Source organism: Reyranella sp., from assembly GCF_004297265.1.
GTDB lineage: Bacteria > Pseudomonadota > Alphaproteobacteria > Reyranellales > Reyranellaceae > Reyranella.
In genome coordinates this window covers 14,171-37,260 of the sequence record NZ_SCUT01000050.1, presented here as the reverse complement: position 1 = coordinate 37,260, position 23,090 = coordinate 14,171, and the positions used below count along the sequence as shown (strand labels likewise).

The window sequence follows — 23,090 nt, the reverse complement described above, 5'->3', positions numbered from 1 at the left end:
GTCCGGCGTCTCATCGCTTGCTCCCCACCCCCGCATCCTCGCCATCCTACGCCAGTTTCGCGCTGCCGCTGAACCGGCGTAGAATTCGCCTCCACCCAACGGGAGACGACAATGGGCACCAAGATCCGGACCACCGCGGGACGCGGTCGGCTTTACGACAACGTGCTCGACACGATCGGCGACACGCCGTGCATCCGCATCAACGCGCTGGCGCCCAAGGGCGTCACGATCTACGTCAAGGCCGAGGCCTTCAATCCCGGCGGCTCGGTGAAGGATCGCCTGGCCGTCAACATCATCGAGGCCGCCGAGCGCAACGGCACGCTGAAGCCGGGCCAGACCGTGGTCGAGGCGACCAGCGGCAATACCGGCATCGGGCTTGCGATGGTCTGCGCCCAGAAGGGCTATCCGCTGGTCGTTACCATGGCGGACAGTTTCTCGATCGAGCGGCGCAAGCTGATGCGCATGCTGGGCGCCAAGGTCGTGCTGACCCCGCGCGCCCAGAAGGGCTTCGGCATGTACCAGAAGGCGGTCGAGCTCGCGAAGGCCAACGGCTGGTTCCTCGCCCATCAGTTCGAGACGGATGCCAATGCCGAGATTCACGAAGCCACGACGGCGCGTGAGATCCTGGCCGACTTCAAGGGCGGCCGGCTCGACTATTTCGTGAGCGGCTACGGGACCGGCGGCACTGTCACCGGCGTGGCGCGGGTGCTGCGCAAGGAGCGGCCGGAGACGAAGATCATCCTCACCGAGCCCGCCAATGCCCAGCTCGTCGGTAGCGGCAAGGCGCAGGAGAGGGCCGCCGACGGCTCCCCTTCGGTCAGCCATCCTGCCTTCGAGCCGCATCCGATCCAGGGCTGGACGCCGGATTTCATTCCGCTCGTGCTGCAGGAGTCGATCGACAAGAAGTACTACGACGAGCTGCTGCCGATCGCCGGAGCCGAAGGCATCAAGTGCGCCAAGGCACTGGCGCAGAAGGAAGGCATCTTCACCGGCATCTCCGGCGGCTCGACCTTCGCCGTGGCACTCCAGGTGGCAGAGAAGGCCGCGCCCGGTTCGGTCATCCTCTGCATGCTGCCCGATACTGGCGAGCGCTATCTCACCACGCCGCTGTTCGAAGGCATCATCGACGACATGGACGCGGAGGAGATCGCCATCTCCAGGTCCACGCCCGGCTACCAGATGGGGTAGGGCTCATTGGAGCGCGCCACTCCAGTGGCGCTCATGTTCTAGCGGCGATGCTTGAGCGCAACTGGAGTTGCGCGCTCCATTGCTTCGTTCTTTGCGTCACTCCCGATTGGTGAACCGGGCGTTGCCGAGGCCGGTGCCGATCGTCATGACGCCCCAGTGCTCGACGTCCTTCATGTTCGGGACCTCGCTCAGGCCCTGGACGACGGCGTCATTGTGGATCTGGATGAAGATCTCGTGCCCGTCGATCTTGGGAAGATGGGCGGAGAGGGCGGCCGCGAGGTTGAACGACTTGCCCTCCCAGTTGCCCGGCAGGTTCTGACCACCCTTCAGGATGAAGCCGTGCTCGTCGATCAGGCCGGGACAGCCGATACCCATGAACGGCGCGAGCTTGATCTTCTCCTGTTTCGCGCGGTCGATCAGCTTGTTCAGCATCGCGGCGATCCTTTCGATCGCCTCGTCGCGGTCGGGCTCGTCGTCGGCGTGGCGCCAGACCTGCCGCTTCCAGACGTCGGCCTCCCCGACTTCGCCGCGCTTGCCGGCATTGAGCTCGACCACGCCGACCCGCACGTTGGTGCCGCCGATGTCGACGGCGAGGATGGCATCGTGTCCCGCCATTACCCAGCTCGGCGCCAGGTGCACGGCGCCGATCAGCCCGGCCTCGTCGGGATCGTTCTCGATCGCCTGCAGCTCGATCGTCACGCTCTCGGCGGCCAGGATGATGCTGGCGCGTCCCATGGCGAGTTCGCCGATCCGGCTGCCGATCATGCCGCCGCCGATGACGATGCGCTCGGTGTCCTTCCATGAGCCGAGGCGCAGGAAGCGGCGCACCACCGTCGCCAGCTCGCCCGCGAACTCTTCGACGACGGTATGGACGAGCCCGGCGGAGACCGGGTCGCCGCCGTTCAGCATCTTGTCCAGCTTGGACTTCGATATCTCTTCCATCGGCACGTCGCCGAACGGATCTTCGCCGCGTTCCTTCAACCGGTCGCGCCAGTCGGCGAGGATGGCCTGGAACGCACGCCGGCTGGCGCGGTCGCCCACGAAACCTTCCTCGTCGCGCAGCTCTTCGTTGTAGGTATCCACGGTGACGGAGGGCAGGACGCGACCGCCGTGCACGAAGACGGAGGGCGCTTCGACGGGCACTTCGGCCGATGCCCCAGTTTCGATTCCGGTCCGGGCTGCCATGTGCATCTCCCCCTGTATGGCCCTTGAACGGCCGAGGAGGGGATAAAGTTCCCGCGCAACGGGACTGCAACGCAACATGGCGGCCGGTCGGGCGTTGTGGCGGCCATGAAACTGTTCAAGTGCCAAAGCTGCCAGCAGATCCTCTATTTCGAGAACGATGTCTGCGTGAAATGCGGACACAAGCTGGGATACGTACCCGCTGTCGCGACTCTTTCGGCTCTCGAGCCGGAGGGCGATTCGTGGCGTGCCCTGGCCTCGCCGGATGTGCTCTATCGCTTTTGCGCGAACGCCCGGCACGCCGCCTGCAACTGGCTGGTGGAGTCGGATTCCCCGGAAACCTTCTGCCTGTCCTGCCGGCATAACAGGACGATCCCCGATCTGGCGATCGCCGACAACCTGGCTCACTGGCAGAAGATCGAGATCGCCAAGCACCGGCTCTTTTATTCGCTGCTGCGTTTGAAGCTGCCGCTACCGACCAAGGCCGAATCACCGGAAAATGGACTGGCCTTCGACTTCCTGGCCGAACTCCCCGAGCCCAATGCGCCGCGCGTGATGACAGGCCACGACAACGGCCTCATCACGATCGCGCTCGCCGAGGCCGACGATGCGGTGCGCGAGAAGAACCGCGTCGCCATGCACGAGCCGTACCGGACACTCCTCGGGCATTTCCGTCATGAGATCGGTCACTACTACTGGGACCGGCTGGTGCGAGATGGCGGTCAGCTGGAGGCCTGCCGGCAACTCTTCGGTGATGACAGCCAGGATTACGGGCAGGCGTTGCAGGCTCACTACGCCAACGGCGCGCCACCCGACTGGCAGGCGAACTTCGTCAGCCACTACGCGAGCTCCCATCCGTGGGAGGACTTCGCCGAGACCTGGGCGCACTATATGCACATCGTCGACACGCTCGAGATCGCGCGAGCCTTCGGCTTGACGGTGCAGCCCCGTCTCGCGAAGGGAGACGAGCTCGATGCCACCGTCGATTTCGATCCCTATCGCGCGGCCGAAATCGGTCAGCTCGTCGACGCCTGGATGCCGCTATCGCTGGCGCTGAACAGCCTCAACCGCGCCATGGGACAGGCCGACCTTTATCCCTTCGTGCTGTCGGCCCCGGTGATCGAAAAGCTGGGCTTCATCCACCGGCTTGTCCACCCGGGCTGAGCCGTCCCTCAGCGATGCTTCTGCTGGCGATAGTGATCGGCCAGCGTGTCGCGGCCGAAATCGGCGGCGAGGTCGCGCCACACGGCATGGATATGATTGGCGCTGTTCTGGGTATTGTCGTGCTCGATCAGGGTCGCAGGCCCGTGCAGGCGGAAGTAGTGCGCCTCGCCCGGTGTCAATGAACCGGCCCAGGCGAAGCGGAATGTCGGCAGACCTTGTTCCAGGACGCGCTGTTTCTGTTTTGCCAGCAGGTCGGCGGCAAGCGTGCCGAGGAAACGGTCCATCAGCGCCTCGAGCAGGGTGCGCTGCGCGCCCGTCATGTCGCCGAGCAGCAGGCCCTTCGGACTGCCGAGATCCTGCTCTCGCTGCGGACTGGCCACGATCTCGCCGAACGAACGGTTCGCGATGGTCGCGGCCTGGCGCTGCTGCTCGTCGAGGCCGGCCATGATCCGGCGGGCTATGTCTTCCGAGGCGCCGAGCAGGCGGAAGCCGGCATTGGGACCATCGCGCACGGTGGCGGGATGGGCACCGGCGAAGAAGGGCGTTACCGAGACGTGGCCGGGCGCGGGCAGCGCCACGTTCAGCGACAGATGATGGCCCTCGAAGCGCCAGCCCCAGGGGAAACGGCCGGGCGTGCCGAAGACCGAGACGTAATAGCGGCCGGGGTCGCGGAAGCTGCCCTGCTGCTCGCGCAGCACGCCTTCGAGCAGGCGCACACCGTCGAGCAGTTCGAGGCCGCGCTGGCTCAGCACCGAGGCGAAGAGCGCGCGGGCGGCATCGGCCTGGTTGGACCGCATCTCGCCCACGCTCAGCCCGGAGCGGCTGCGCGGAATGTAGTGCCAGTCGAGACGTTTGCCCGACTCGAAGGCGATCATCGCCTTCTGGCGCTGACCGTCGTCGAGCGAGAGGAGGAAGCGGTTGGCGGCGTCGGCGATGCGCTGGGCGGCATCGACCGTCTGGGCGCTGGCGCTCCCGAACGGCAGCAGCGCCGCCGCCGCCAGCACGGTCCGCCGCTTGGGCGGGCCGTGACGGTGGTGGTGATCGTGAGTCTCGTCGTGCGGATGCCAGCCGTCGTGCGGCATGGCCGGTTCGTCAGGTCGAGGTTTTCGGATACTTCAAGGTGCAGCCGTAGGCGCGGGTCGAGGAGTCGGCGACCTGCTGGCCGGCCTGCACCTGGCCCAGAGCGACGCGGACATACTGCGTGGCCTTGGGAATGTCGGCGACGTTCGAGGACGGGATCGAGTCGATGCCACCCTTGTAGACCAGGATGCCATTGGCATCGATGATGTACATGTGCGGAGTCACGGTGGCGCCGTAGGCGCGCGCGACCTTGCTCTCGGGGTCGAGCAGCACGGCCGCCGGCGCGGCGTTGCGGCTCCGGGTGAGTTCGTTCGCCTGCTGCGCGGTCACATGGCCCTGCTCGCCCTTGGCGGAGGAGGCGACGGTCAGCCAGACGACGCCCTTGGCGGCGGCCTCACGCTGCTGATCCTGCATGTTGTTGGACGTGTAGTGCTTGCCTACGTAGGGGCAGTCGTGATTCGTCGTCTCCAGGACGACGACCTTGCCCTTGAGGTCGGCCAGCGACCAGGTCTTGCCGTTGCTGTCGACCGCGCTGAACTGCGGCGCGGGCTTGCCGATGTCCGGGCTCGAGGTGGCGAAAGCCGCAGCAGGGGCGAGGGCGAGTGCAGCGCCACCGATCATTAGCGAACGACGGGGAACATTCAGCTTCGACATGTCTACCTCCTAACGCTTGGCTTGCTGGATTGACGACAACTCCGACAGGATCAGCGACTCGGTGAGGACCTGAGGCAGGATCTTCGGCCGATCCGCCCCCGGCGCCCAGAACAGATACAACGGCACCCCGGCGCGGCCGAGTTCCTTCAGCACGCCGGTGATCTCGGAATCGCGGTTGGTCCAGTCGCCCTTGAGCTTGACGACCCCCGCCTGCTCGAACGCCTTGCGAGTGGCTGGCGTTTCGAGCGCTACCCGCTCGTTCACCAAGCAAGTAATGCACCAGGCGGCGGTGAAGTCGACGAACACCGGCTTGCCCGCGGCGACGGCTTCGGCCATGCGGGCGCGCGAGAAGCGTTCCCAGCCGTCGAAGCTGACGCCGGCGTTCGGGCCGCCCGACGCCGAGGCGGCGGTGGCGGGACTGTCGTCCAGCTTGAGCGTGGCGGCAAAGGCCAGGAGGACGGCACCAGCGGCCAGTCCGCGGCGGACCCAGGTGCCCGCCGATGCGCCGTTGCCGAGCCGCAGCAGCCAGATCGCGAAGGCGATCAGGATCATGCCGCCCAGCGCATAGAGCACGCCGTCGGCGCCGGTCTGCTGGGTCAGCACCCAGATCATCCAGACGGCGGAGGCGTACATCGGGAAGGCGAGGAACTGGCGCAGCCGGTCCATCCACGGGCCGGGCCGCGGCATCAGCCGCTGCAGGGCCGGCGTCATCGACAAAGCGAGATAGGGAAGGGCAAGCCCCAGGCCCATGGCCAGCAGCACCGCGACCGTGGCGGGCGCCGGCTGGCTGAGCGCAAAGCCAAGGGCGGCCGCCATGAACGGCGCGGTGCAGGGCGTCGCCACGATCACCGCCAGCACACCGGTGAAGAAAGCCCCCGTCGTACCGCCCCTGGAAGCGAGACCCTGGCCGACGCCGGCCAGCCGGCTGCCGACCTCGAACACGCCGGAGAGGTTGAGGCCGACCACGAAGAACAGATAGGCGATCAGCAGCGAAAAGACCGGCGACTGGAACTGGAAGCCCCAGCTCACGTCGCCCACGGTCGAGCGGATCGCGATCACGACCCCCGCCATGGCGGCGAAGGCGACCAGGACACCCGCCGTATAGGCGAGCCCGTCGCGCCGCATCTCACTGCGCTCGTGGCCGGCGAGCCGCGCGAAGGCCGCCGCCTTCATGGCCAGCACCGGGAAGACGCAGGGCATCAGATTCAGGATCAGCCCGCCCAGCAGCGCGAACGCCAGCGCCTGCAACAGCGAGAGCTGCTCGGCACCCACGGCATTTGCGAGCGATGCGGCCGCGGCTGGCACGAAGGCAGGATCGAGCTTTGCCGAGAGATCGAAGGCCTGTTTCACACTGCCGTCGGCGGTCTTTTCGGTGAGGACCAGGGTGCCGGCGAGTTCGGCGGGCATCGCGGCCTTGGCGTCACCCTTCTTCAAGGGGATGCGGATGCCCTCGGCCGTGACCGTGGCGCTCTGTTTGGCCATGGTGGCGACGGGTCCCCACTCGGCGGGAAAGAAGTAGACGTCGCTGATCGCGTCCGGCTTCAGGCCCTTGGCCTCGACCAGCAGGGTCGGGTCGCCGGCCTTGGACAGGCCATAGCGGGCCGGCCACGGGCTGGCGATCGGGACCGCCCGGCGCGCCTGTTCGAACAGGGCGAGCGTGGCGGGCGGCGCCGGCGTCGTGGCCGCACCGGACGGCAACACCAGCTCGAACTTGCCCTCCTCGGGGATGCAAACGTCCTCGCAGACCAGCCAGTTGGCTTCGGCGGCGAGGGTGAACGGTCCCGTCAGGCCAGCCGGCGGCGTGATGCGCACCAGCAGCACCGACTCGTCCTTGAAGCCGTAATTGATGACGCCACCGATATCGAAGCGGATCGGCGCCGGCCAGACGATGGGATCGGCCTTGGCGCCTTCGGGCAGTTTCCACGCAATCTCGGTGGGCAATCCCGATTCGCCCGGGTTTTTCCAGTAGGTGTGCCACTTCGGCCGCAAGGTCTGGCGCAGGCCGACCCAGAACGGTTCGCCGGGTTTCACGGTCGCGACTTCGGACACGAGCTCGGACCGCACATTGTCGGTTTGCACGACAGTCTGCGCAAAAGCCGGGCCTGCCAGCAGCACGAACAGAAAGGCGAGGAAACGGGCCATCGCCTTCCTAAGTGACCCCGACCCATGGCGCTGGCAAGGCAATCCGGATCAAGCCGCCGTGATATTTTGCCCGATGGTCTGCGAACGACTAAGGTCTTGGTTCCACTGGAGAATTCATGTTGAGACTGGATGAAAGGCGCCTGCTGGGTGCCCTCGACGAGCTGGCTTCCCTCGGCGCCATCGACGGCGGCGGCTGCGCGCGGCTGGCGCTCACCGACGAGGACAGGGCCGGACGCGACCTGGTCGTGGGCTGGATGACGGCGCTGGGCCTCGCCGTGACGGTCGATGCGATCGGCAACGTCATCGGCCTGCGCGCCGGGACCGAGAACCTCGCGCCGGTCATGACCGGCAGCCATGTCGACACGGTGCGCACCGGCGGGCGCTACGACGGCAATTACGGCGTGCTGGCGGGGCTCGAGGTCGTGCGGGCGCTGAACGAGGCCGGCGTCAGGACGCGCCGGCCGATCGCGGTGGCTTTCTTCACCAACGAGGAGGGCGCGCGCTTCCAGCCCGACATGATGGGCAGCCTGGTCTATGTCGGCGGCCTCGGCCTCAACGAGGCTTATGCCGCTGCCGACAAGGAAGGCGCCACGGTCGGCGACGAGCTGCGGCGCATCGGCTATCTCGGGCCGGCGAAGCCCGGCGCGGTGAAGCCGCATGCCTTCGTCGAACTGCATATCGAGCAGGGGCCGATCCTCGATGAGGAGAAGGTACAGATCGGCGTCGTCGAGAGCGTGCAGGGCATCTCGTGGACCGAGTACACGGTCACCGGCGTCTCCAACCATGCCGGCACGACGCCGATGCGCCTGCGCCGGGACGCGGGCTATCTCGCGGCCTCGGTCAATCTCTTCGCGCGCAAGCTGGCCTGGGAGATGGGCGGCAACCAGGTCGCCACGGTGGGCTCGCTGGCGCTACGGCCCAACCTGATCAATGTCGTGCCCAACCGCGCGATCTTCTCGGTCGACCTGCGCAACACCGATGAGGCCAGGCTCAAGGAAGCCGAGGCGCGGGTCGCCGCACACATCGCGGAGGTCGCGCAGGCCGAACGGGTCGAGGTCGAGGCCAAGGTGCTGGCGCGCTTCGAGCCGGTGATCTTCGACTCTGGCCTGGTCGACCGGGTCGAGCATCACGCCAGAGCGCTGTCGCTCAGCACGCGGCGCATGCCGTCGGGCGCGGGCCACGACGCCCAGATGATGCAGCGCCTCTGCCCGACGGCGATGATCTTCGTGCCGTCGGTGGCGGGCCTCAGCCACAATGTGAAGGAGCACACCGAGGCCGCCGACCTCGCGGCCGGCGCGCAGGTGCTGCTGAACGTGATGCTGGAGCTTGCCGACTCCTAGGCCGGGTCAGCGCGTCAGCGACGGCAGCCAGAGCGAGAGGGCCGGCACGTAGGTGACGAGCCCCAGCACGATCAGCATCGGCACGTAGAACACCCAGAAGGTGCGCGTGACCGCCTCCATGGTCACTCTTCCTATCGCGCAACCGACGAACAGGGTCGGTCCGACCGGCGGCGTGATCAGCCCGATGCCGAGGTTGAGGATCATGATCATGCCGAAATGGACCGGATCGACGCCGAGCGCCTTGACCACGGGCAGCAGGATCGGGGTGCAGATCAGCAGCATCGGCGCCAGGTCCATGAACGTTCCGAGCACCAGCAGCAGGATGTTGACCAGCAGCAGGAAGACCAGCTTGTTGTCGGAGAGTGCCAGGAAGAGCTGCGTGGTCTTCGCGGGGATCTGCATCAGCGCCATCAGGTAGCCGAAGGCGCCGGCGAACCCGATCATGATCATCACCATGCCGATCGTGCGCACGACGCGCGCCATCAGCATCGGCAGCTCGCGCCATTTGTAGTCGCGATAGATGAACATGGTGACGAGGAAAGCGTAGATCGAGGCGATCGACGCCGCTTCGGTGGCGGTGAATACGCCGTTCAGGATTCCGCCCAGGATGATCGCCATGGTGACCAGGCCCCAGAAGGCGTCGAGGAAGATCCTGGGCACGGCCTTCAGCGGCACGACCTCGCCCTTTGGATACTTGTCGCGATAGGCGATGAAGATGCAGAGCGCCATGATCGAGACGCCCAGCATGAAGCCGGGTATGACGCCCGCCAGGAACAGATCGGCGATGGACACGGTGCCGCCGGCGGCCAGCGAATAGATCACCGCGTTGTGCGACGGCGGGATCAGCAGCGCCTGCAGCGAGCCGCTGATCGTGACGTTGACGGAGAACAGCCGCGGATAGCCGTTCCGCACCATCTGCGGAATCATCACCGAGCCGATCGAGGCCGTATCGGCCACCGAGGAGCCGGAGATTCCGGCAAAGAAGGTCGAGGCAAGGATGTTCACCAGCGCCAGGCCGCCGCGGATGAAGCCAACGAACACCTTGGCGAGATTGACCAGCCGCAGCGCCATGCCGCCCTCGGCCATGATGGCTCCGGCCAGGACGAAGAACGGCACGGCGAGCAGCGGGAAGTCGTCGACGCTGTCGGAGACCTTGAGCATCACCGCTTCGAGCGGGATGTCGATCCACAGCGCGGCCATGATCGCCGAGAGGCCGAGCGCATAGGCGACCGGCATGCCGATCGCGCAGAAGAGGCAGAAGCCGCCGATCAGGATCAACGCGTCCACTGGATATGCTCCGTCATTCCACCGGCGAGGCGGTGATGATCTCGTCGTTGGCCTTCTCGAAGAAGCGGCCGGCCCACAGCCGTTCGACCAGGAACAGCAGGGTGATCGTGCCGCCGACGGGAATCGGCATGTAGGACAGGCCGACCGAGATGATGGGGAATTCCGAGATGGTCTGATTCCAGGTCGTCTGCACCAGCGCGAGCCCGTAGACGAGCATGAAGAGGTTGGTGGCCAGCATGCAGAGCTCGACCAGCCAGCCGAGTGCCAGGCGGGCGGCGCCTTGCAGCCGGTTGGGCAGCACCATGACGCCGATATGCAGATTGTCGCGGTAGCAGAGGGCGGCCGACAGGAAGGAGAGAACGATCATCAGCAGGATCGCGAGCGGCTCGGGCCAGTGCGAGCCCTTGCCCATCACGTAGCGGCTGTAGACGCCCCACGGGATGATCAGCGAGATGACCAGCAGGCTCAGGCCGCACAGGCCCAGGCAAAGGCGATGGAGCCAGTCCATCGCCCGGGAGTAGGCATTGAACATCGCGGGGCGACCGGCGGTCAGCTCACGGCATCGATGCGCTTCATCAGGGCGGCGTATTTGTCGCCGTATTTGTCGTAGACCGGCTTCACCGAGGCGCGGAACGCCTTTTTGTCGACGTCGGTGACCAGGGTGACGCCGAGGCCCTGCAGCTTGGCCAGCGCCTCCTTGACCTTGGCGTCCCACAGCTCCCGCTGCTCGAGCTGGGCTTCGGCCCCGACCTTCCTGATCAGCGCCTGGTCGGCCGGCGAGAGCCGGTCCCAGGAACGGCGCGAGAAGACCAGGATCTCGGGAATGATCAGGTGCTCGGTGAAGGAGAAGTATTTCGAGAGCTGGTAGTGGTTCTGCACCTCGTAGGTCGGCGGGTTGTTCTCCGCGCCGTCGACGACCCCGGTCTGCAGCGCGTTGTAAAGCTCGCCGAAGCCCATCGAGATGCCGTTGCCGCCCATCGCGTTCATCGTGTCGACGAACAGCGGATTGCCCATCATGCGGATCTTGAGCCCTTTGAGATCCTCGGGCGTCCGGATCGGCTTCTTGGTGTAGACGTTGCGCGAGCCTGCATCCATCCAGCACAGGCCAATCAGGCCGGTCTTGGGATTGGCGCTCACTTTTTCCAGCATCTCGCGGCCGATCTCGCCGTCGATCACCTTGCGCATATGCGCCTCGTCGCGGAACACGAACGGCAGGTTGAAGACGTTCAGCTCGTCGACGACGGGCCCGACCGGACCGGTGCTGATGCGGGCCATCTGAAGGGCGCCGACCTGAGCCTGCTCGATCATCTCCTTCTCGCCGCCCAACTGGCCGGAAGGGAACATCTGCACGGACATCCTGCCATTGGAGGCCGCTTCCAGCTTCTTGCCCATGCGCACCACGGCCTCGACCGTGGGATAGCCCAGCGGATGCACGTCGGTGGACTTCAGGACGACCTTGTCCTGGGCGAAGGCCCGCGATCCGGCTGCCGCCGCCGTGGCAGCGCCGAGGCCCAGCACGATGATGTTGCGCCGCTTCATGTCGTTCCTCCGCTTTAAATCTTTATTGTAAAGTTGTACGACAACTTGAACGCTAGCACCGCCCCCGGAAGCCGACAAGCCGCATGCCAGGAAAGTCCCGTATCCCTTCACCGCCCGGCAATCTTGCCGAGCAGATCGTGGCGCGGCTGAGTGCGGACATCCGCGGCGGCAGGCTGGCGCCCGGCGCGCGATTGCCGACCGAGCAGGCGCTGACGAGCGAACTGGGCGTGAGCCGCACCGTGGTGCGCGAAGCGGTCGCCGCGTTGCGCGCCGATGGGCTGGTCGTGACGCGCCGCGGGTCCGGCGCCTTCGTCGCCGATCCCGCCGCGGGACCCTTCCGCATTGTTCCGCCCCGTGCGACCTCGCTGTCCGACATCCTGAACGTCATGGAGTTGAGGCTGGCGGTCGAGGTTCAGACGGCCGGCCTCGCGGCCGAGCGCGCCGGCCGGAAGCAGCTCGCGCCTATCCGCGCGGCGTTGCGGGCGATCGGCGATGCCCTTCAGCGCGGCGAAGGCGCCGTCGCCGAGGATTTCGCCTTCCATCGCGCGATCGCCGAGGCCACCGGCAACGACCAGTTCCCGCGCTTCCTGGCCTATCTCGGCAGCCATGTGATCCCGCGCCAGAGCGTGCGGCTCGAGGTCGACACGCCGGAGGAGCGCCGCCTCTATCTCGAGCGCATTCAGGTCGAGCATACGCGCATCGTGACGGCGATCGCCGAGGGCGAACCGGTAGAAGCGCGGCGTGCCATGCGCGACCATCTCACGCGCTCGCTCGAGCGCTATCGGAAATTGGCAGGAGGAAACAGGAATGGCCGACGCTAGCGATACACGCCGCATCGTCCTCACCGGCGCTGCCGGTGGCATCGGCACCATGACCCGGCCGCTGCTGGCCAAGCTCTATCCGGGGCTGGTGTTGAGCGACCGGGTCGAGCCCAAGGATCTGCAGCCAGGCGAGACCTTCGTTGCTGCCGATCTCACCAGGCCGGACGAGGTGGCTGCGGTGCTGAAGGGGGCCGACGGTGTCATCCATCTCGGCGGCCATTCGGTCGAGGGCACGTGGGACCAGATACTGCAGGCCAACATCATCGGCTGCTACAATGTCTTCGAGGCGGCGCGCGAGGCCGGCGTGAAGCGGATCATCTTCGCCTCGTCCAACCACGCGGTCGGCTTCTACCCGCGCAAGAAGCGCATTGGCACCAACCTCACGGTGAAGCCCGACAGCCGCTACGGCGTCAGCAAGGTGTTCGGCGAGGCGCTGGGTTCCCTCTACTCCGACAAGCACGGAATCGGCGTGACCTGCCTGCGGATCGGCAATGTCGGGCCGGTGCCGCTCGACGTGCGCCGGCTCTCCATCTGGATCTCGCCGCGCGACCTCGTGCAGCTCTTCCAGATCGGGCTCGATCATCCCGACCTGCACTACGAGATCTTCTACGGCGCATCCGACAATGCGGCCGGCTGGTGGGACAATTCGCGTGCCCAGCAATTCGGCTATCGTCCGCAGGACAAGGCCGAAGACCATCGCGCCCACGCCGAAGCCGAACAGGCAAGGATCGGACCAGATCCGGTCGGTGATCTCTTCCAGGGCGGCACTTTTTGCTCGGCTGAATTCACCAACGATGTGAAGCGCATCCTCTCCTAGAGGCTATACTCGCCGCCGAAGAGGTGACGATGACGCGTTTTCTGACTGTCGGTGCGGCGCAGATGGGTCCCATCCAGCGCAGCCATTCCCGCCGCGACGTGGTCGAGCGGCTGATCGCCCATCTGCGCGAGGCAAAGCGCATGGGCTGCGAGCTCGTGGTGTTTCCCGAGCTCACGCTCACCACGTTCTTTCCGCGCTGGTGGATGCAGGACCAGGCCGAGATCGATTCCTTCTTCGAGCAGGAGATGCCATCCAACGAGACAGCGACCCTGTTCACCGAGGCCAAGCAACTCGCGATGGGTTTCTGTCTCGGCTATGCGGAGCTTGCCAACGAGGAGGGCCGCATCCGGCATTTCAACACCTCGATCCTGGTCGAGCGCGACGGCAGCATTGTCGGCAAATATCGCAAGGTCCATCTGCCAGGTCATGCCGAGCACGAGCCGGAGCGGCCGTTCCAGCATCTCGAGAAGCGCTACTTCGAGGTCGGCAATCTCGGCTTCCCGGTCGTGAAAGCGTTCGGCGGCAACATGGGCATGTGCATCTGCAACGACCGCCGCTGGCCTGAGACCTATCGCGTGATGGGCCTGCAGAACGTCGAGATGGTGCTGCTGGGCTACAACACGCCGCTTCACAATGCGCCGTCCCCCGACCATGACGAGCATTCCTGGTTCCACAACCAGCTCTCCATGCAGGCCGGCGCCTACCAGAACGGCACCTGGGTGGTCGGCGTCGCCAAGGGCGGCACCGAGGAGGGCGTCCCGTCGCTGGCCGACAGCATGATCGTGGCGCCCTCGGGCAAGGTCCTCGCGCGCGCCGGCGGCGACGGCGACGAGCTGATCGTCCATCGCTGCGATCTCGATGCCGGCCGGAGCTACAAGACGACGACCTTCAACTTCGCCGTCCATCGCCAGCCCGACCAGTACCGCATGATCGTCGAGCGCAAGGGCGCGCAGGATCCGGCGTAGCCCGTTTTCAGGCGAAGGCGTCGCTCAGACGACTTCGCTTTTCGGGAAGTTGCCGTAGCTGCGGTCCGGCGTGCCACGGAACAGCGACATGTGCGTGTGCGTGGCGACGAACGGGTCGCCCACCGCCTTGCGCCCCAGCACCACCGTCGTGCGCCCGGGCCGGTCGAAACGGTCGCCGTTCGGATAGAAGCCGTCGGACTGCCACACCCCCATGCCGACGGCGGTCAGCCGGTCGGCCGAAACGATGGCCTCGATCTTCGATAGGTCATAACGGAACTCGCGGATGGTGCCCCAGACGTTGCGCCATTGTTTCTGTTCAGCGAGGTCGCGGCCGATCATGAAGTCGGTGAAGGTGCCGAAGGCGATCATGTCGTCGGCGAAGATCGGTCGCGCGCCTTCGTAGTCGACGGCGCGGCAATGCTTCGACAGCGTGTCGAACCACTGGCGCACGGCGGCAAGGTCGTCGGAGTTGACCGGGTTGCGAAGGTTCATCGAAAGCCTCTCCCTAGAGTCCGAAACGTTGCCAGAGCGCGCGCTCTTCCAGGGCGGCGAGCGTGGCCGGTCCAATAGTGTCGATGCCGCCGCCCATCCCGGTTCGCAGACCGAAGCGCGACAACAGGCGCCGCCGCGGCCCGATGACGGGCAGTCGCACCTTCTCGCCATAGCGGGCCTGCAGGGTCGCGCGCAGTTCGCCGAAACCGTCGACCAGGCCGAATTCGATGCCGCGTCGGGCCGTCCAGAACTCGCCGGTAAACAGCATGGATTCGTCGCCCTTCAGCAGCTTGCCGCGCCGCTGCCGGACCCAGTCCTTGAAGCCGTCGTGGATTTCCGCCTGCAGGCGCTTCAGCCGCACGACGTCATCGGGTTGCTCGGGCCGGAAGGGATCGAGCATCGACTTGTTCTCGCCCGACGTATGGACGCGGCGTTCGACGCCGATGCGCGCGATCAGGTCCTGGAAGCCGAAGCCCGAGCTGATGACTCCGATCGATCCCACGATCGAACTCGGATCGGCGACGATCTCGTCGGCGGCGCAGGCGAGCCAGTAACCACCCGAGGCGGCGACGTCCTCGACGAAGGCGATGACGGGCAGACCCTTTTCTGCGGCATGCAGCCGGATGCGCTGGGCGATCAGCGCGGACTGTACGGGGGAGCCACCGGGAGAATTGAGCGACAGCGCGACGGCCTTGGCGCCCCGCATCTCGAAGGCGCGCTTCAGCAGCGGCGCGACCGATTCAATCGACAGGCCGCGGCTGCCAAGCAGGCCACCGGAAGCGATGACGCCAGAGAGGCGAACGACGGGCACGACGGGCCCGCGGCGAAGACGATTCCTGATCCAATCCAGCATGCCGGGCACTGTCGCGGCGCCGCTTCTAGAAGGCAAGCGGCTGTCCGTGGCGCAGGATGGCCTCGGCCTCGTCGGTGTAGCCGCTTTCGGGTCGATGCAGGACCAGCGGCTGGGCATCGTGCCGGCGCAATTCATCGGCGCGGCGCGCGCGGACGAGCACGCGCGCGGCCGGCGGCAGTCGCTTCACGGTGACGTCACCCCAGCCGAAACGGACCAGCGCGCCGACGATTTCTTCCAGCCGGTCGCTGCGGTGGATCACAAGCAGAGTCCCTGCAGGTTTCAATGCTTCCGTCGCCACGGTCAGCCACCGTGCGAGATCTGCGCTCGATTCGACCGTGGCGAGCGCCTTGCTGCGGTCGGGCGAGGGATCCGCAACGGCCGCCGGAAGATAGGGCGGATTGGTCACGACATGGTCGAAGGGCCCCAAGCCGGGCGGCAGAGGGTGCGCCAGATCGTGAACCACCGTCACGACACGGTCTGCCGCGTCATTCAGCACGGCGTTGCGCGCGGCCAGTGCCGCCAGCGCGGGTTGCAGCTCTATGCCGGTGACGTGGCAGTCGGGCACGCGCGCGGCGATGCAAAGGCCCACGGCGCCGACGCCCGCACCGAGGTCGAGCACGCTCTCGCCTGGCTTCGCGTCGACCGCTGCGGCCAACAAGACCGCATCCACGGCAATTCGATATCCGCGTCGGGGCTGCAAGAGCTTCACTCTTCTGCCCATCACAGTGTTTTCGGTCGGCGCGAATTCCGTGCTACTCATCTCTCACGACTTTGATTCGCAGTAACAGGCTTCACCGGAGAGTTTGGCCTCCGACATGGCAACCGTCGTCTCTCTCGGAGGCAAGCGCAAGTCGCCCAGCCTCGAACCGCTTCTGGCGCTCTGCACCGACGACATGGGGCGGGTCGATCGCGAGATCGTGGCGCGCATGCGCTCGCCGGTCGCTCTGATTCCCGAGCTCGCCAATCATCTGGTCGGCGCCGGCGGCAAGCGCATGCGTCCGCTGCTCACGGTCGCGGCGGCGCGGCTGTGCGGCTACAGCGAAGGCACCGATCGTCACATCAAGCTCGCGACCTGTGTCGAATTCATCCATTCCGCCACCTTGCTGCATGACGACGTCGTCGACGTGAGCGCTCTGCGCCGCGGCAAGCCGACCGCCAACACCGTGTATGGCGACAAGGCCTCGGTGCTGGTGGGCGATTTCCTGTTCACGCGCGCCTTCGAGCTGATGGTGGAAGTCGGTTCCCTCGATATTCTTGGCGTGCTGTCGAACGCCTCCTCGACGATTGCCGAGGGCGAGGTGCTGCAGCTGGTGAGCCAGCGCGACATCAGCACGCCGGAATCGACCTATCTCGAGATCATCAAGGCCAAGACGGCCAAGCTGTTCGCCGCGGCGGCCGAGGTAGGCGCCATGGTGGCCGGCCGCAACGGCCCCGAGAGGGTGGGGCTGCAGAGCTTCGGGATGAATCTCGGCATCGCCTTCCAGCTCGTCGACGATGCGCTCGATTATTCCGGCCGCGAGGCCAAGCTCGGCAAGTCGGTCGGCGACGACTTCCGCGAAGGCAAGATCACCCTGCCGGTGATCCTCGCCTTCCTGCGCGGCGGTGCCGTCGATCGCGAATTCTGGAAGCGCACCATCGAGAAGCTCGATCAGCGTCCGGAAGATCTCGAACAGGCGCAGAAGCTGATCGAGCGCCACGGCGCGTTGTCCGACACGCTGGAGCGCGCGCGCCACTACGGCGCCATGGCGCGCGATGCGCTGGGCTTGTTCCCCAGTACGCCGCTCAAGGCCGCGCTCCTCGAGGCGGTCGACTTCGCCATCGATCGCGCCCACTGACGCACCTGCAGCGAAGCGAAGGCGCGCAGCAGAAAAGACGTAGATGCTGGCCAAAGGCCGGTGTGCTCTAATCTGCCATGCCTACCAGCCACGTTCTCGCCATCGACCAGGGCACGACCAGCACCCGCGCCATCGTCTTCGATGCGGATGGCCGGCCGATCGCCTCGGCGCAGAAGGAATTGCCGCAGATTTTCCCGAAGCCCGGCTGGGTCGAGCACGATCCGGAGGAGATCTGGTCGGCGACGGTCGAGGTCTGCCGCGGCGCGCTCGCCAAGGCGAAGCTCGACGCCAAGGCGCTGGCCGGCATCGGCATCACCAACCAGCGCGAGACGACGGTCGTGTGGGACCGCGCCACCGGCAAACCGGTTCACAATGCCATTGTCTGGCAGGACCGGCGCACCGCCGACCGCTGCGCCGCGCTGAAGAAGGACGGGCACGAGAAGCTCTTCACCGACCGCACCGGACTTCTGCTCGATCCCTATTTCTCGGGCACCAAGATCGCCTGGATCCTCGATCACGTTGCCGGCGCCCGCGCCGCGGCAGAGAAGGGGGCGCTTGCTGCCGGCACCATCGAATGCTTCCTGCTGTGGCGCCTGACCGGTGGCAAGGTGCATGCCAGCGACGCGACCAATGCCAGCCGCTCGCTGCTGCTCGATATCCGCAAGGGGACCTGGGACGCCGAACTGATGAAGATCCTCGGCGTGCCGGCGTCGCTGCTGCCCGAGGTCGTCGATTGTTCCGGTGAGCTGGGCGTCGCTGACACGGCGATCCTCGGCGCGCCGGTTCCCATCCTCGGCATGGCCGGCGATCAGCAGGCCGCCACCGTGGGCCAGGCCTGCATCAAGCCCGGCATGGTGAAGGCCACCTACGGCACCGGCTGCTTTGCGCTGCTCAATACCGGCAGCATGGCGGTGCATTCGCGTCATCGACTGCTGACGACGATCGCCTACCAGCTCGACGGCCGTCGCACCTATGCGCTCGAAGGCAGCATCTTCATCGCCGGCGCCGCCGTTCAATGGCTGCGCGACGGTTTGAAGCTGATCGAAAAATCCTCCGACGTGGAAAAGGTGGCCGCCGGCGCGAGGGATGGCCACGGTGTCTATATGGTGCCGGCCTTCGTCGGGCTGGGGGCGCCCCATTGGGACCCCGAGGCGCGGGCTGCGATCCTGGGGCTCACGCGCGATTCCGGTCCGGGCGAGATTGCCGCCGCCACCCTCGATTCGGTCTGTTACCAGACGCGCGACCTGCTCGAGGCGATGCGGGGCGACGGCGCCCAGATCGACGAAGTCCGCGTCGACGGCGGCATGGTGGTGAACGACCCGCTGATGCAGCGGCTGGCCGACACGACGGGCACGCCGGTCGAGCGGCCGGAAGTCACCGAAACCACGGCGTTGGGGGCGGCTTTCCTGGCCGGGCTGAAGGCGGGCCTGTGGCCTTCGCTCGATGCCCTGTCCAGGACCTGGGTGCTCGACCGGGCCTTCAAGCCGGCGGAAGACAGCGCCGCGCGCGATCGTCGCTATGCCGGCTGGAAGGACGCGGTCCGCCGGGTGCGCAGTTCCTGATTGCTGCTGAGGGGCACGGCCATTAGGTTGCGCCCGCCATGAAGACCCGCACGAATCCCGTCTATTCCAGCATCGACACGATCGATCTCGCCCACGCCACCAAGCTCATCCAGAGCGTCGCCGGGGGACCGAAGCCGGCGGTCGGGGGCATCAAGCTCGGGCTGGAATTCTTCCTGGCGCACGGTGCGCCGGGCGTGCGCTACGCCTTCCCGACGCCCGTGCGGGCCACGGGCGTGGGCTTCTTCCTCGATCTCAAGCTGCACGATATTCCCAACACGGTGGCCGGCGGCATCCGTGCGGTGGTCGAACTGGCGCCTACCTTCATCACGATCCATGCGAGCGGTGGCCGCGAGATGATGAAGGCGGCGGTCGAAGAGGCCGGTTCGCAGGCAGCAAAACAGAATGTCGCGCGGCCGAGGCTGCTCGGCGTCACCGTTCTCACCTCGCTCGACCGGTCGGATCTCGAATCGACCGGCGTCAACGCCGATCCATCGGACCAGGTGCTGCGGCTCGCGGCGCTGGCGCATGAAAGCGGTCTCGACGGCGTGATCTGCTCCCCCCACGAGATTGCGGCCCTGCGCAAGCAATGCGGTCCCGATTTCGTGCTGATGGTGCCCGGCATTCGCCCGGTCGGCAGTGCCGCCAACGACCAGAAGCGGGCGATGACGCCGCGCCAGGCGGTCGATCTCGGTGCGACCAACCTCGTCGTGGGCCGGCCGATCTACCAGGCCCAGGACCCGCGCGCCGCCGCCGAGGCGATCGCGCGTGAGGCCGGCGTCAACGACCTATGACGGTCGAAGCCAAGATCTGCGGACTGTCGACGCCGGAGACGCTCGATGCCGCGGTCGAGGCCGGCGCGGCCTTCGTGGGCTTCGTCACCTTTCCGCGCTCGCCGCGCCATATCGAATCGCTCGACCTTCTGAAGGCGCTGGGTGAGCGCGTGCCGCAGACCGTGGTCCGTGTCGGCCTGTTCGTCGATCCCGACGATGCGCTGATCGATGCGCGGCTGGCGACGGGCGCGATCGACATGCTGCAGCTTCACGGTGCCGAAACGCCGGAGCGCGTCGCGACGCTCAAGGCGCGGACGGGCAAGCAGGTGATGAAGGTGATCAAGGTCGAGACGCCCGCCGATGTCGAGCGCGGCGTCGCGGCCTATGCTGGTGTCGCCGACCGACTGATGTTCGAGCCCGCCGAGGGACTCCTGCCAGGCGGCAACGGCAAGCCCTTCGACTGGACGATCCTGTCGGGCCGGACCGTGCAGCTGCCTTGGTTCCTCGCCGGTGGACTCAATCCCGGAAATGTGGCCGAAGCGGTCCGCGTCACTGGCGCGCGCGCCGTCGACGTTTCTTCTGGTGTAGAAGCGACGCGCGGTGTGAAATCCATTGAATTGATCCGCGCCTTTCTGGGCGCCGTAAGAGTGCTTTGAGGAGCAGAGGGCATGAAAGTCGAAGAGCGGCTGAAGGAGCTCGGCATCGAACTTCCCGAGGCGACAACGCCGATGGGCAGCTACGTCAATGCCGTGCGTACCGGCAACCTGCTCTTCATGGCAGGCAAGGGGCCGGGTCTGCCGGGCAAGCCGCTGCCAGTGGGCAAGGTGGGTCGCGACTTCTCGCTCGAGCAGGCCAATCGCCTCGCACGCGACACCGGCCTCAGCATCCTCGCCGCCCTCAAGGCGGAACTCGGCGACCTCGACCGGGTGAAGCGCATCGTCAAGGTGCTGGGCATGGTCAACGCCACGTCAGAGTACGGTAGCCAGCCCGAAGTCATCAACGGCTGCTCCGATCTCTTCGTCGAGGTGTTCGGCGAGAAGGGCCGCCATGCCCGCTCGGCCGTCGGCATGGGCTCCCTGCCGCGCGGCATCCCGGTCGAGATCGAGGTGATCGTCGAGATCGAGGACGATGCCCCGCCGCCGCGCGCCGCCGTCGCCAGACCGGCTGCCAAGCCCAAGGCTGCACCCAAGGCAAAGCCCGCTCCCAAGGCGAAGGCGGCCAAGAAGAAGAAAATCTAGGGCTTTTGACCGGCCCCTGCCGGGGCTGCTAAGCCGGCCCGTCCCGACAGGAAGAGCAATGTCCAGCACACCCAACAGTTATCGTATCGGCCCCGACGAGCGGGGACATTTCGGCATTTTCGGCGGTCGCTACGTCGCCGAGACGCTGATGCCGCTGATTCTCGACCTGGAGAAGGCCTACAACGAGGCCAAGGCAGATCCGCAGTTCCAGGGTGAGCTGAAGTATCTGCTGACGCAGTATGCCGGCCGGCCGAGCCCGCTCTACTTCGCGCAGCGCCTGACCGAAAAGCTGGGCGGCGCGAAGATCTACCTGAAGCGCGACGAGCTGAACCACACCGGCAGCCACAAGATCAACAACGTGCTGGGCCAGGTGCTGCTGGCCAAGCGCATGGGCAAGACGCGGGTGATCGCCGAGACGGGCGCGGGCCAGCACGGCGTCGCCACGGCCACCGTCTGCGCGCTGTTCGATATTCCCTGCGTGGTGTTCATGGGCTCGGTCGACGTCGACCGCCAGGCGCCGAACGTGGCGCGCATGAAGATGCTGGGCGCCGAAGTGCGGCCGGTCACGGCCGGCGCCTCGACGCTCAAGGATGCGATGAACGAGGCGCTGCGCGACTGGGTCGCGACCTGCGAGAACACCTTCTACTGCATCGGCACGGTGGCCGGCCCGCATCCCTATCCGGCGATGGTCCGCGATTTCCAGTGCGTGATCGGCGACGAGGTGCGCAAGCAGATGATGGAGGCCGAAGGCCGCCTTCCCGACACCTTGGTCGCCTGCATCGGCGGCGGCTCGAACGCGATGGGCCTGTTCCATCCCTTCCTCGACGATCCGACCGTCCGCATCTTCGGTGTCGAGGCGGCGGGCCGCGGTCTCGACACCGAGGAGCATGCCGCGTCGCTGACCGGCGGCCGTCCCGGCGTGCTGCACGGTAACCGCACTTATCTCTTGCAGGACAGGGAAGGCCAGATCACCGAGGCGCATTCGATCTCGGCCGGCCTCGACTATCCGGGCATCGGGCCCGAACATTCGTGGCTGAAAGAGACGGGCAGGGTCGAGTATGTCTCGGCGACCGACGACGAGGCAGTCGAGGCGTTCCAGCTCCTGTGCAAGCTCGAGGGTATCATTCCCGCCCTCGAATCCTCGCACGCCGTCGCCTACGCCGCGAAGCTCGCGCCCACCCTGCCGAAGGACAATCTTCTCGTGATCAACCTCTCCGGCCGCGGCGACAAGGACGTCCCGCAGATCGCCGAACGCCTCGGGATGAAGATCTGATCATGAGCCGCATCGAAAAGCGCTTCGCCCAGCTCAAGGCCGACAAGCGGGCCGGACTCGTCACCTACATCACCGCCGGCGATCCCGATGCGGAGATCAGCTACCAGATCCTGAAAGGCCTGCCGGCCGCGGGCGCCGACCTGATCGAGCTCGGCATGCCGTTCACCGATCCGATGGCGGACGGTCCGTCGATCCAGCTCGCGGGGCAGCGCGCGCTGAAGGCCGGCATGACGGTCGACAAGACCTTCGACATGGTGCGCCGCTTCCGCAAGGAGACCGGCGACAACGACACGCCGATCCTGCTGATGGGCTACTACAACCTGATCTATCAGCGCGGACCCGAGAAGTTCTGCAAGGATGCTGCGGCGGCCGGTGTCGACGGTTTCATCCTGGTCGACCTGCCGCCGGAAGAGGCGGACGAGCTGAAGCCGCACGCGACGGCCAACGGCCTCGACACAGTCCTGCTGACGGCGCCGACGACCGACGACGTGCGCCTGCCGGCCGTGCTGAAGTTCGCGTCGGGTTTCGTCTATTTCGTGTCGGTGCTGGGCATCACCGGCACCAAGTCGGCGACGGAAGAGGCGGTACGCACTCATGTCGAGCGCATCAAGCGCCACACCAGGCTGCCGGTGGGCGTGGGCTTCGGCATCCGCACGCCCGAGCAGGCGGCGGCCGTGGCGCGCCACGCCGACGCCGCCGTCGTCGGCACCGCCATTATCGACCACGTCAAGGCAGGCCTCGACGACAAGGGCAAGGCCAAGCCCGAACTGGTGCCGGGCGTTTTCGCCTACATCAAGGCATTGGCGGATGGCGTCAGGGGCGTGCGGAAGGCTTAAGATCCTTCCGTCCCGGACCGGCCCGCACCACCTCATCCTGAGGGCCGCGCGA

23 protein-coding genes are annotated in these 23,090 nt (G+C 66.5%); 13 read left to right on the top strand and 10 right to left on the bottom strand.

Annotation, left to right across the window (positions count from 1 at the left end; translation table 11 throughout):
• The first annotated feature begins 111 nt into the window (after positions 1 to 111).
• A complete protein-coding gene (locus tag EPO41_RS21790) occupies positions 112 to 1,188 on the top strand; it encodes a pyridoxal-phosphate dependent enzyme (RefSeq protein WP_296329629.1) in 1,077 nt (358 codons plus the stop codon).
• 96 nt (positions 1,189 to 1,284) lie between these two features.
• Here EPO41_RS21790 and EPO41_RS21785 read toward each other — a convergent pair whose 3' ends face one another.
• A complete protein-coding gene (locus tag EPO41_RS21785) occupies positions 1,285 to 2,373 on the bottom strand; it encodes an ROK family protein (RefSeq protein ID WP_296329627.1) in 1,089 nt (362 codons plus the stop codon).
• 105 nt (positions 2,374 to 2,478) lie between these two features.
• Here EPO41_RS21785 and EPO41_RS21780 point away from each other — a divergent pair, with 105 nt between their 5' ends.
• Positions 2,479 to 3,534 (top strand): putative zinc-binding peptidase, encoded by a 1,056-nt coding sequence (locus EPO41_RS21780; RefSeq protein WP_296329623.1) that lies wholly within the window; start codon positions 2,479 to 2,481, stop codon positions 3,532 to 3,534.
• 8 nt (positions 3,535 to 3,542) lie between these two features.
• Here the strand turns inward: EPO41_RS21780 and EPO41_RS21775 are convergent, their stop codons facing one another.
• The 3 genes from EPO41_RS21775 to EPO41_RS21765 are packed head-to-tail and all read right to left on the bottom strand — an operon-like array spanning position 3,543 to position 7,410.
• Positions 3,543 to 4,616 (bottom strand): DUF3500 domain-containing protein, encoded by a 1,074-nt coding sequence (locus EPO41_RS21775; RefSeq protein WP_296329622.1) that lies wholly within the window; start codon positions 4,614 to 4,616, stop codon positions 3,543 to 3,545.
• A 10-nt stretch (positions 4,617 to 4,626) separates the two neighbouring features.
• Complete coding sequence (locus EPO41_RS21770) at positions 4,627 to 5,268, bottom strand: redoxin domain-containing protein (RefSeq protein ID WP_296329619.1); 642 nt, start codon at positions 5,266 to 5,268, stop codon at positions 4,627 to 4,629.
• Positions 5,269 to 5,277: 9 nt separating this feature from the next.
• Positions 5,278 to 7,410: a protein-disulfide reductase DsbD domain-containing protein gene (locus tag EPO41_RS21765; protein ID WP_296329616.1), complete on the bottom strand. Its 2,133-nt coding sequence runs from the start codon at positions 7,408 to 7,410 to the stop codon at positions 5,278 to 5,280.
• Positions 7,411 to 7,526: 116 nt separating this feature from the next.
• Here EPO41_RS21765 and EPO41_RS21760 point away from each other — a divergent pair, with 116 nt between their 5' ends.
• Positions 7,527 to 8,750: a Zn-dependent hydrolase gene (locus EPO41_RS21760; RefSeq protein ID WP_296329613.1), complete on the top strand. Its 1,224-nt coding sequence runs from the start codon at positions 7,527 to 7,529 to the stop codon at positions 8,748 to 8,750.
• A gap of 6 nt (positions 8,751 to 8,756) precedes the next feature.
• Here EPO41_RS21760 and EPO41_RS21755 read toward each other — a convergent pair whose 3' ends face one another.
• From EPO41_RS21755 to EPO41_RS21745, 3 genes are read right to left on the bottom strand one after another with little or no spacing between them, the layout of a single operon-like run.
• Entirely contained in the window at positions 8,757 to 10,037 is a 1,281-nt protein-coding gene (locus EPO41_RS21755) for a TRAP transporter large permease (protein WP_296329610.1), read from the bottom strand.
• A 13-nt stretch (positions 10,038 to 10,050) separates the two neighbouring features.
• Complete coding sequence (locus EPO41_RS21750) at positions 10,051 to 10,545, bottom strand: TRAP transporter small permease (protein WP_296329608.1); 495 nt, start codon at positions 10,543 to 10,545, stop codon at positions 10,051 to 10,053.
• A 41-nt stretch (positions 10,546 to 10,586) separates the two neighbouring features.
• Positions 10,587 to 11,576 carry a TRAP transporter substrate-binding protein gene (locus tag EPO41_RS21745; RefSeq protein ID WP_296329605.1) on the bottom strand — a complete coding sequence of 330 codons (990 nt, stop codon included), beginning with the start codon at positions 11,574 to 11,576 and terminating at the stop codon, positions 10,587 to 10,589.
• An 83-nt stretch (positions 11,577 to 11,659) separates the two neighbouring features.
• On the opposite strand from EPO41_RS21745, the gene EPO41_RS21740 reads away from it, so the two are divergent.
• The 3 genes from EPO41_RS21740 to EPO41_RS21730 are packed head-to-tail and all read left to right on the top strand — an operon-like array spanning position 11,660 to position 14,179.
• Positions 11,660 to 12,397 carry a FadR/GntR family transcriptional regulator gene (locus EPO41_RS21740; RefSeq protein WP_296329601.1) on the top strand — a complete coding sequence of 246 codons (738 nt, stop codon included), beginning with the start codon at positions 11,660 to 11,662 and terminating at the stop codon, positions 12,395 to 12,397.
• Positions 12,384 to 13,214, top strand: a complete 831-nt coding sequence (locus tag EPO41_RS21735; protein ID WP_296329598.1) for an NAD(P)-dependent oxidoreductase — start codon at positions 12,384 to 12,386, stop codon at positions 13,212 to 13,214. The genes EPO41_RS21740 and EPO41_RS21735 overlap by 14 nt, the downstream gene beginning before the upstream one ends.
• A gap of 29 nt (positions 13,215 to 13,243) precedes the next feature.
• Positions 13,244 to 14,179 carry an N-carbamoyl-D-amino-acid hydrolase gene (locus EPO41_RS21730; RefSeq protein WP_296329595.1) on the top strand — a complete coding sequence of 312 codons (936 nt, stop codon included), beginning with the start codon at positions 13,244 to 13,246 and terminating at the stop codon, positions 14,177 to 14,179.
• Positions 14,180 to 14,203: 24 nt separating this feature from the next.
• Here the strand turns inward: EPO41_RS21730 and EPO41_RS21725 are convergent, their stop codons facing one another.
• From EPO41_RS21725 to EPO41_RS21715, 3 genes are read right to left on the bottom strand one after another with little or no spacing between them, the layout of a single operon-like run.
• Positions 14,204 to 14,671 (bottom strand): ketosteroid isomerase, encoded by a 468-nt coding sequence (locus tag EPO41_RS21725; RefSeq protein ID WP_296329592.1) that lies wholly within the window; start codon positions 14,669 to 14,671, stop codon positions 14,204 to 14,206.
• 13 nt (positions 14,672 to 14,684) lie between these two features.
• Positions 14,685 to 15,524, bottom strand: coding sequence for a S49 family peptidase (locus EPO41_RS21720; RefSeq protein ID WP_296329589.1), 840 nt, complete (start codon positions 15,522 to 15,524; stop codon positions 14,685 to 14,687).
• Between the two features lie 25 nt (positions 15,525 to 15,549).
• Positions 15,550 to 16,194, bottom strand: a complete 645-nt coding sequence (locus EPO41_RS21715) for a methyltransferase (protein WP_296329586.1) — start codon at positions 16,192 to 16,194, stop codon at positions 15,550 to 15,552.
• A gap of 145 nt (positions 16,195 to 16,339) precedes the next feature.
• On the opposite strand from EPO41_RS21715, the gene EPO41_RS21710 reads away from it, so the two are divergent.
• From EPO41_RS21710 to trpA, 7 genes are all read left to right on the top strand, one after another.
• Positions 16,340 to 17,359: a polyprenyl synthetase family protein gene (locus EPO41_RS21710; protein WP_296329584.1), complete on the top strand. Its 1,020-nt coding sequence runs from the start codon at positions 16,340 to 16,342 to the stop codon at positions 17,357 to 17,359.
• Positions 17,360 to 17,436: 77 nt separating this feature from the next.
• A complete protein-coding gene (glpK, locus tag EPO41_RS21705; protein ID WP_296329580.1) occupies positions 17,437 to 18,921 on the top strand; it encodes a glycerol kinase GlpK in 1,485 nt (494 codons plus the stop codon).
• 38 nt (positions 18,922 to 18,959) lie between these two features.
• Positions 18,960 to 19,712: an orotidine-5'-phosphate decarboxylase gene (gene pyrF / locus EPO41_RS21700; RefSeq protein ID WP_296329577.1), complete on the top strand. Its 753-nt coding sequence runs from the start codon at positions 18,960 to 18,962 to the stop codon at positions 19,710 to 19,712.
• Positions 19,709 to 20,347, top strand: coding sequence for a phosphoribosylanthranilate isomerase (locus EPO41_RS21695; RefSeq protein ID WP_296329574.1), 639 nt, complete (start codon positions 19,709 to 19,711; stop codon positions 20,345 to 20,347). The genes pyrF and EPO41_RS21695 overlap by 4 nt, the downstream gene beginning before the upstream one ends.
• Positions 20,348 to 20,359: 12 nt before the next feature.
• Positions 20,360 to 20,929 carry a RidA family protein gene (locus EPO41_RS21690; protein ID WP_363247309.1) on the top strand — a complete coding sequence of 190 codons (570 nt, stop codon included), beginning with the start codon at positions 20,360 to 20,362 and terminating at the stop codon, positions 20,927 to 20,929.
• A 58-nt stretch (positions 20,930 to 20,987) separates the two neighbouring features.
• Entirely contained in the window at positions 20,988 to 22,202 is a 1,215-nt protein-coding gene (gene trpB, locus EPO41_RS21685; RefSeq protein WP_296329572.1) for a tryptophan synthase subunit beta, read from the top strand.
• On the top strand, positions 22,202 to 23,038 hold the full coding sequence (trpA, locus tag EPO41_RS21680; RefSeq protein WP_296330422.1) for a tryptophan synthase subunit alpha: 837 nt from the start codon (positions 22,202 to 22,204) through the stop codon (positions 23,036 to 23,038). Before trpB ends, trpA begins: the two co-directional genes overlap by 1 nt.
• Positions 23,039 to 23,090 lie beyond the last annotated feature (52 nt).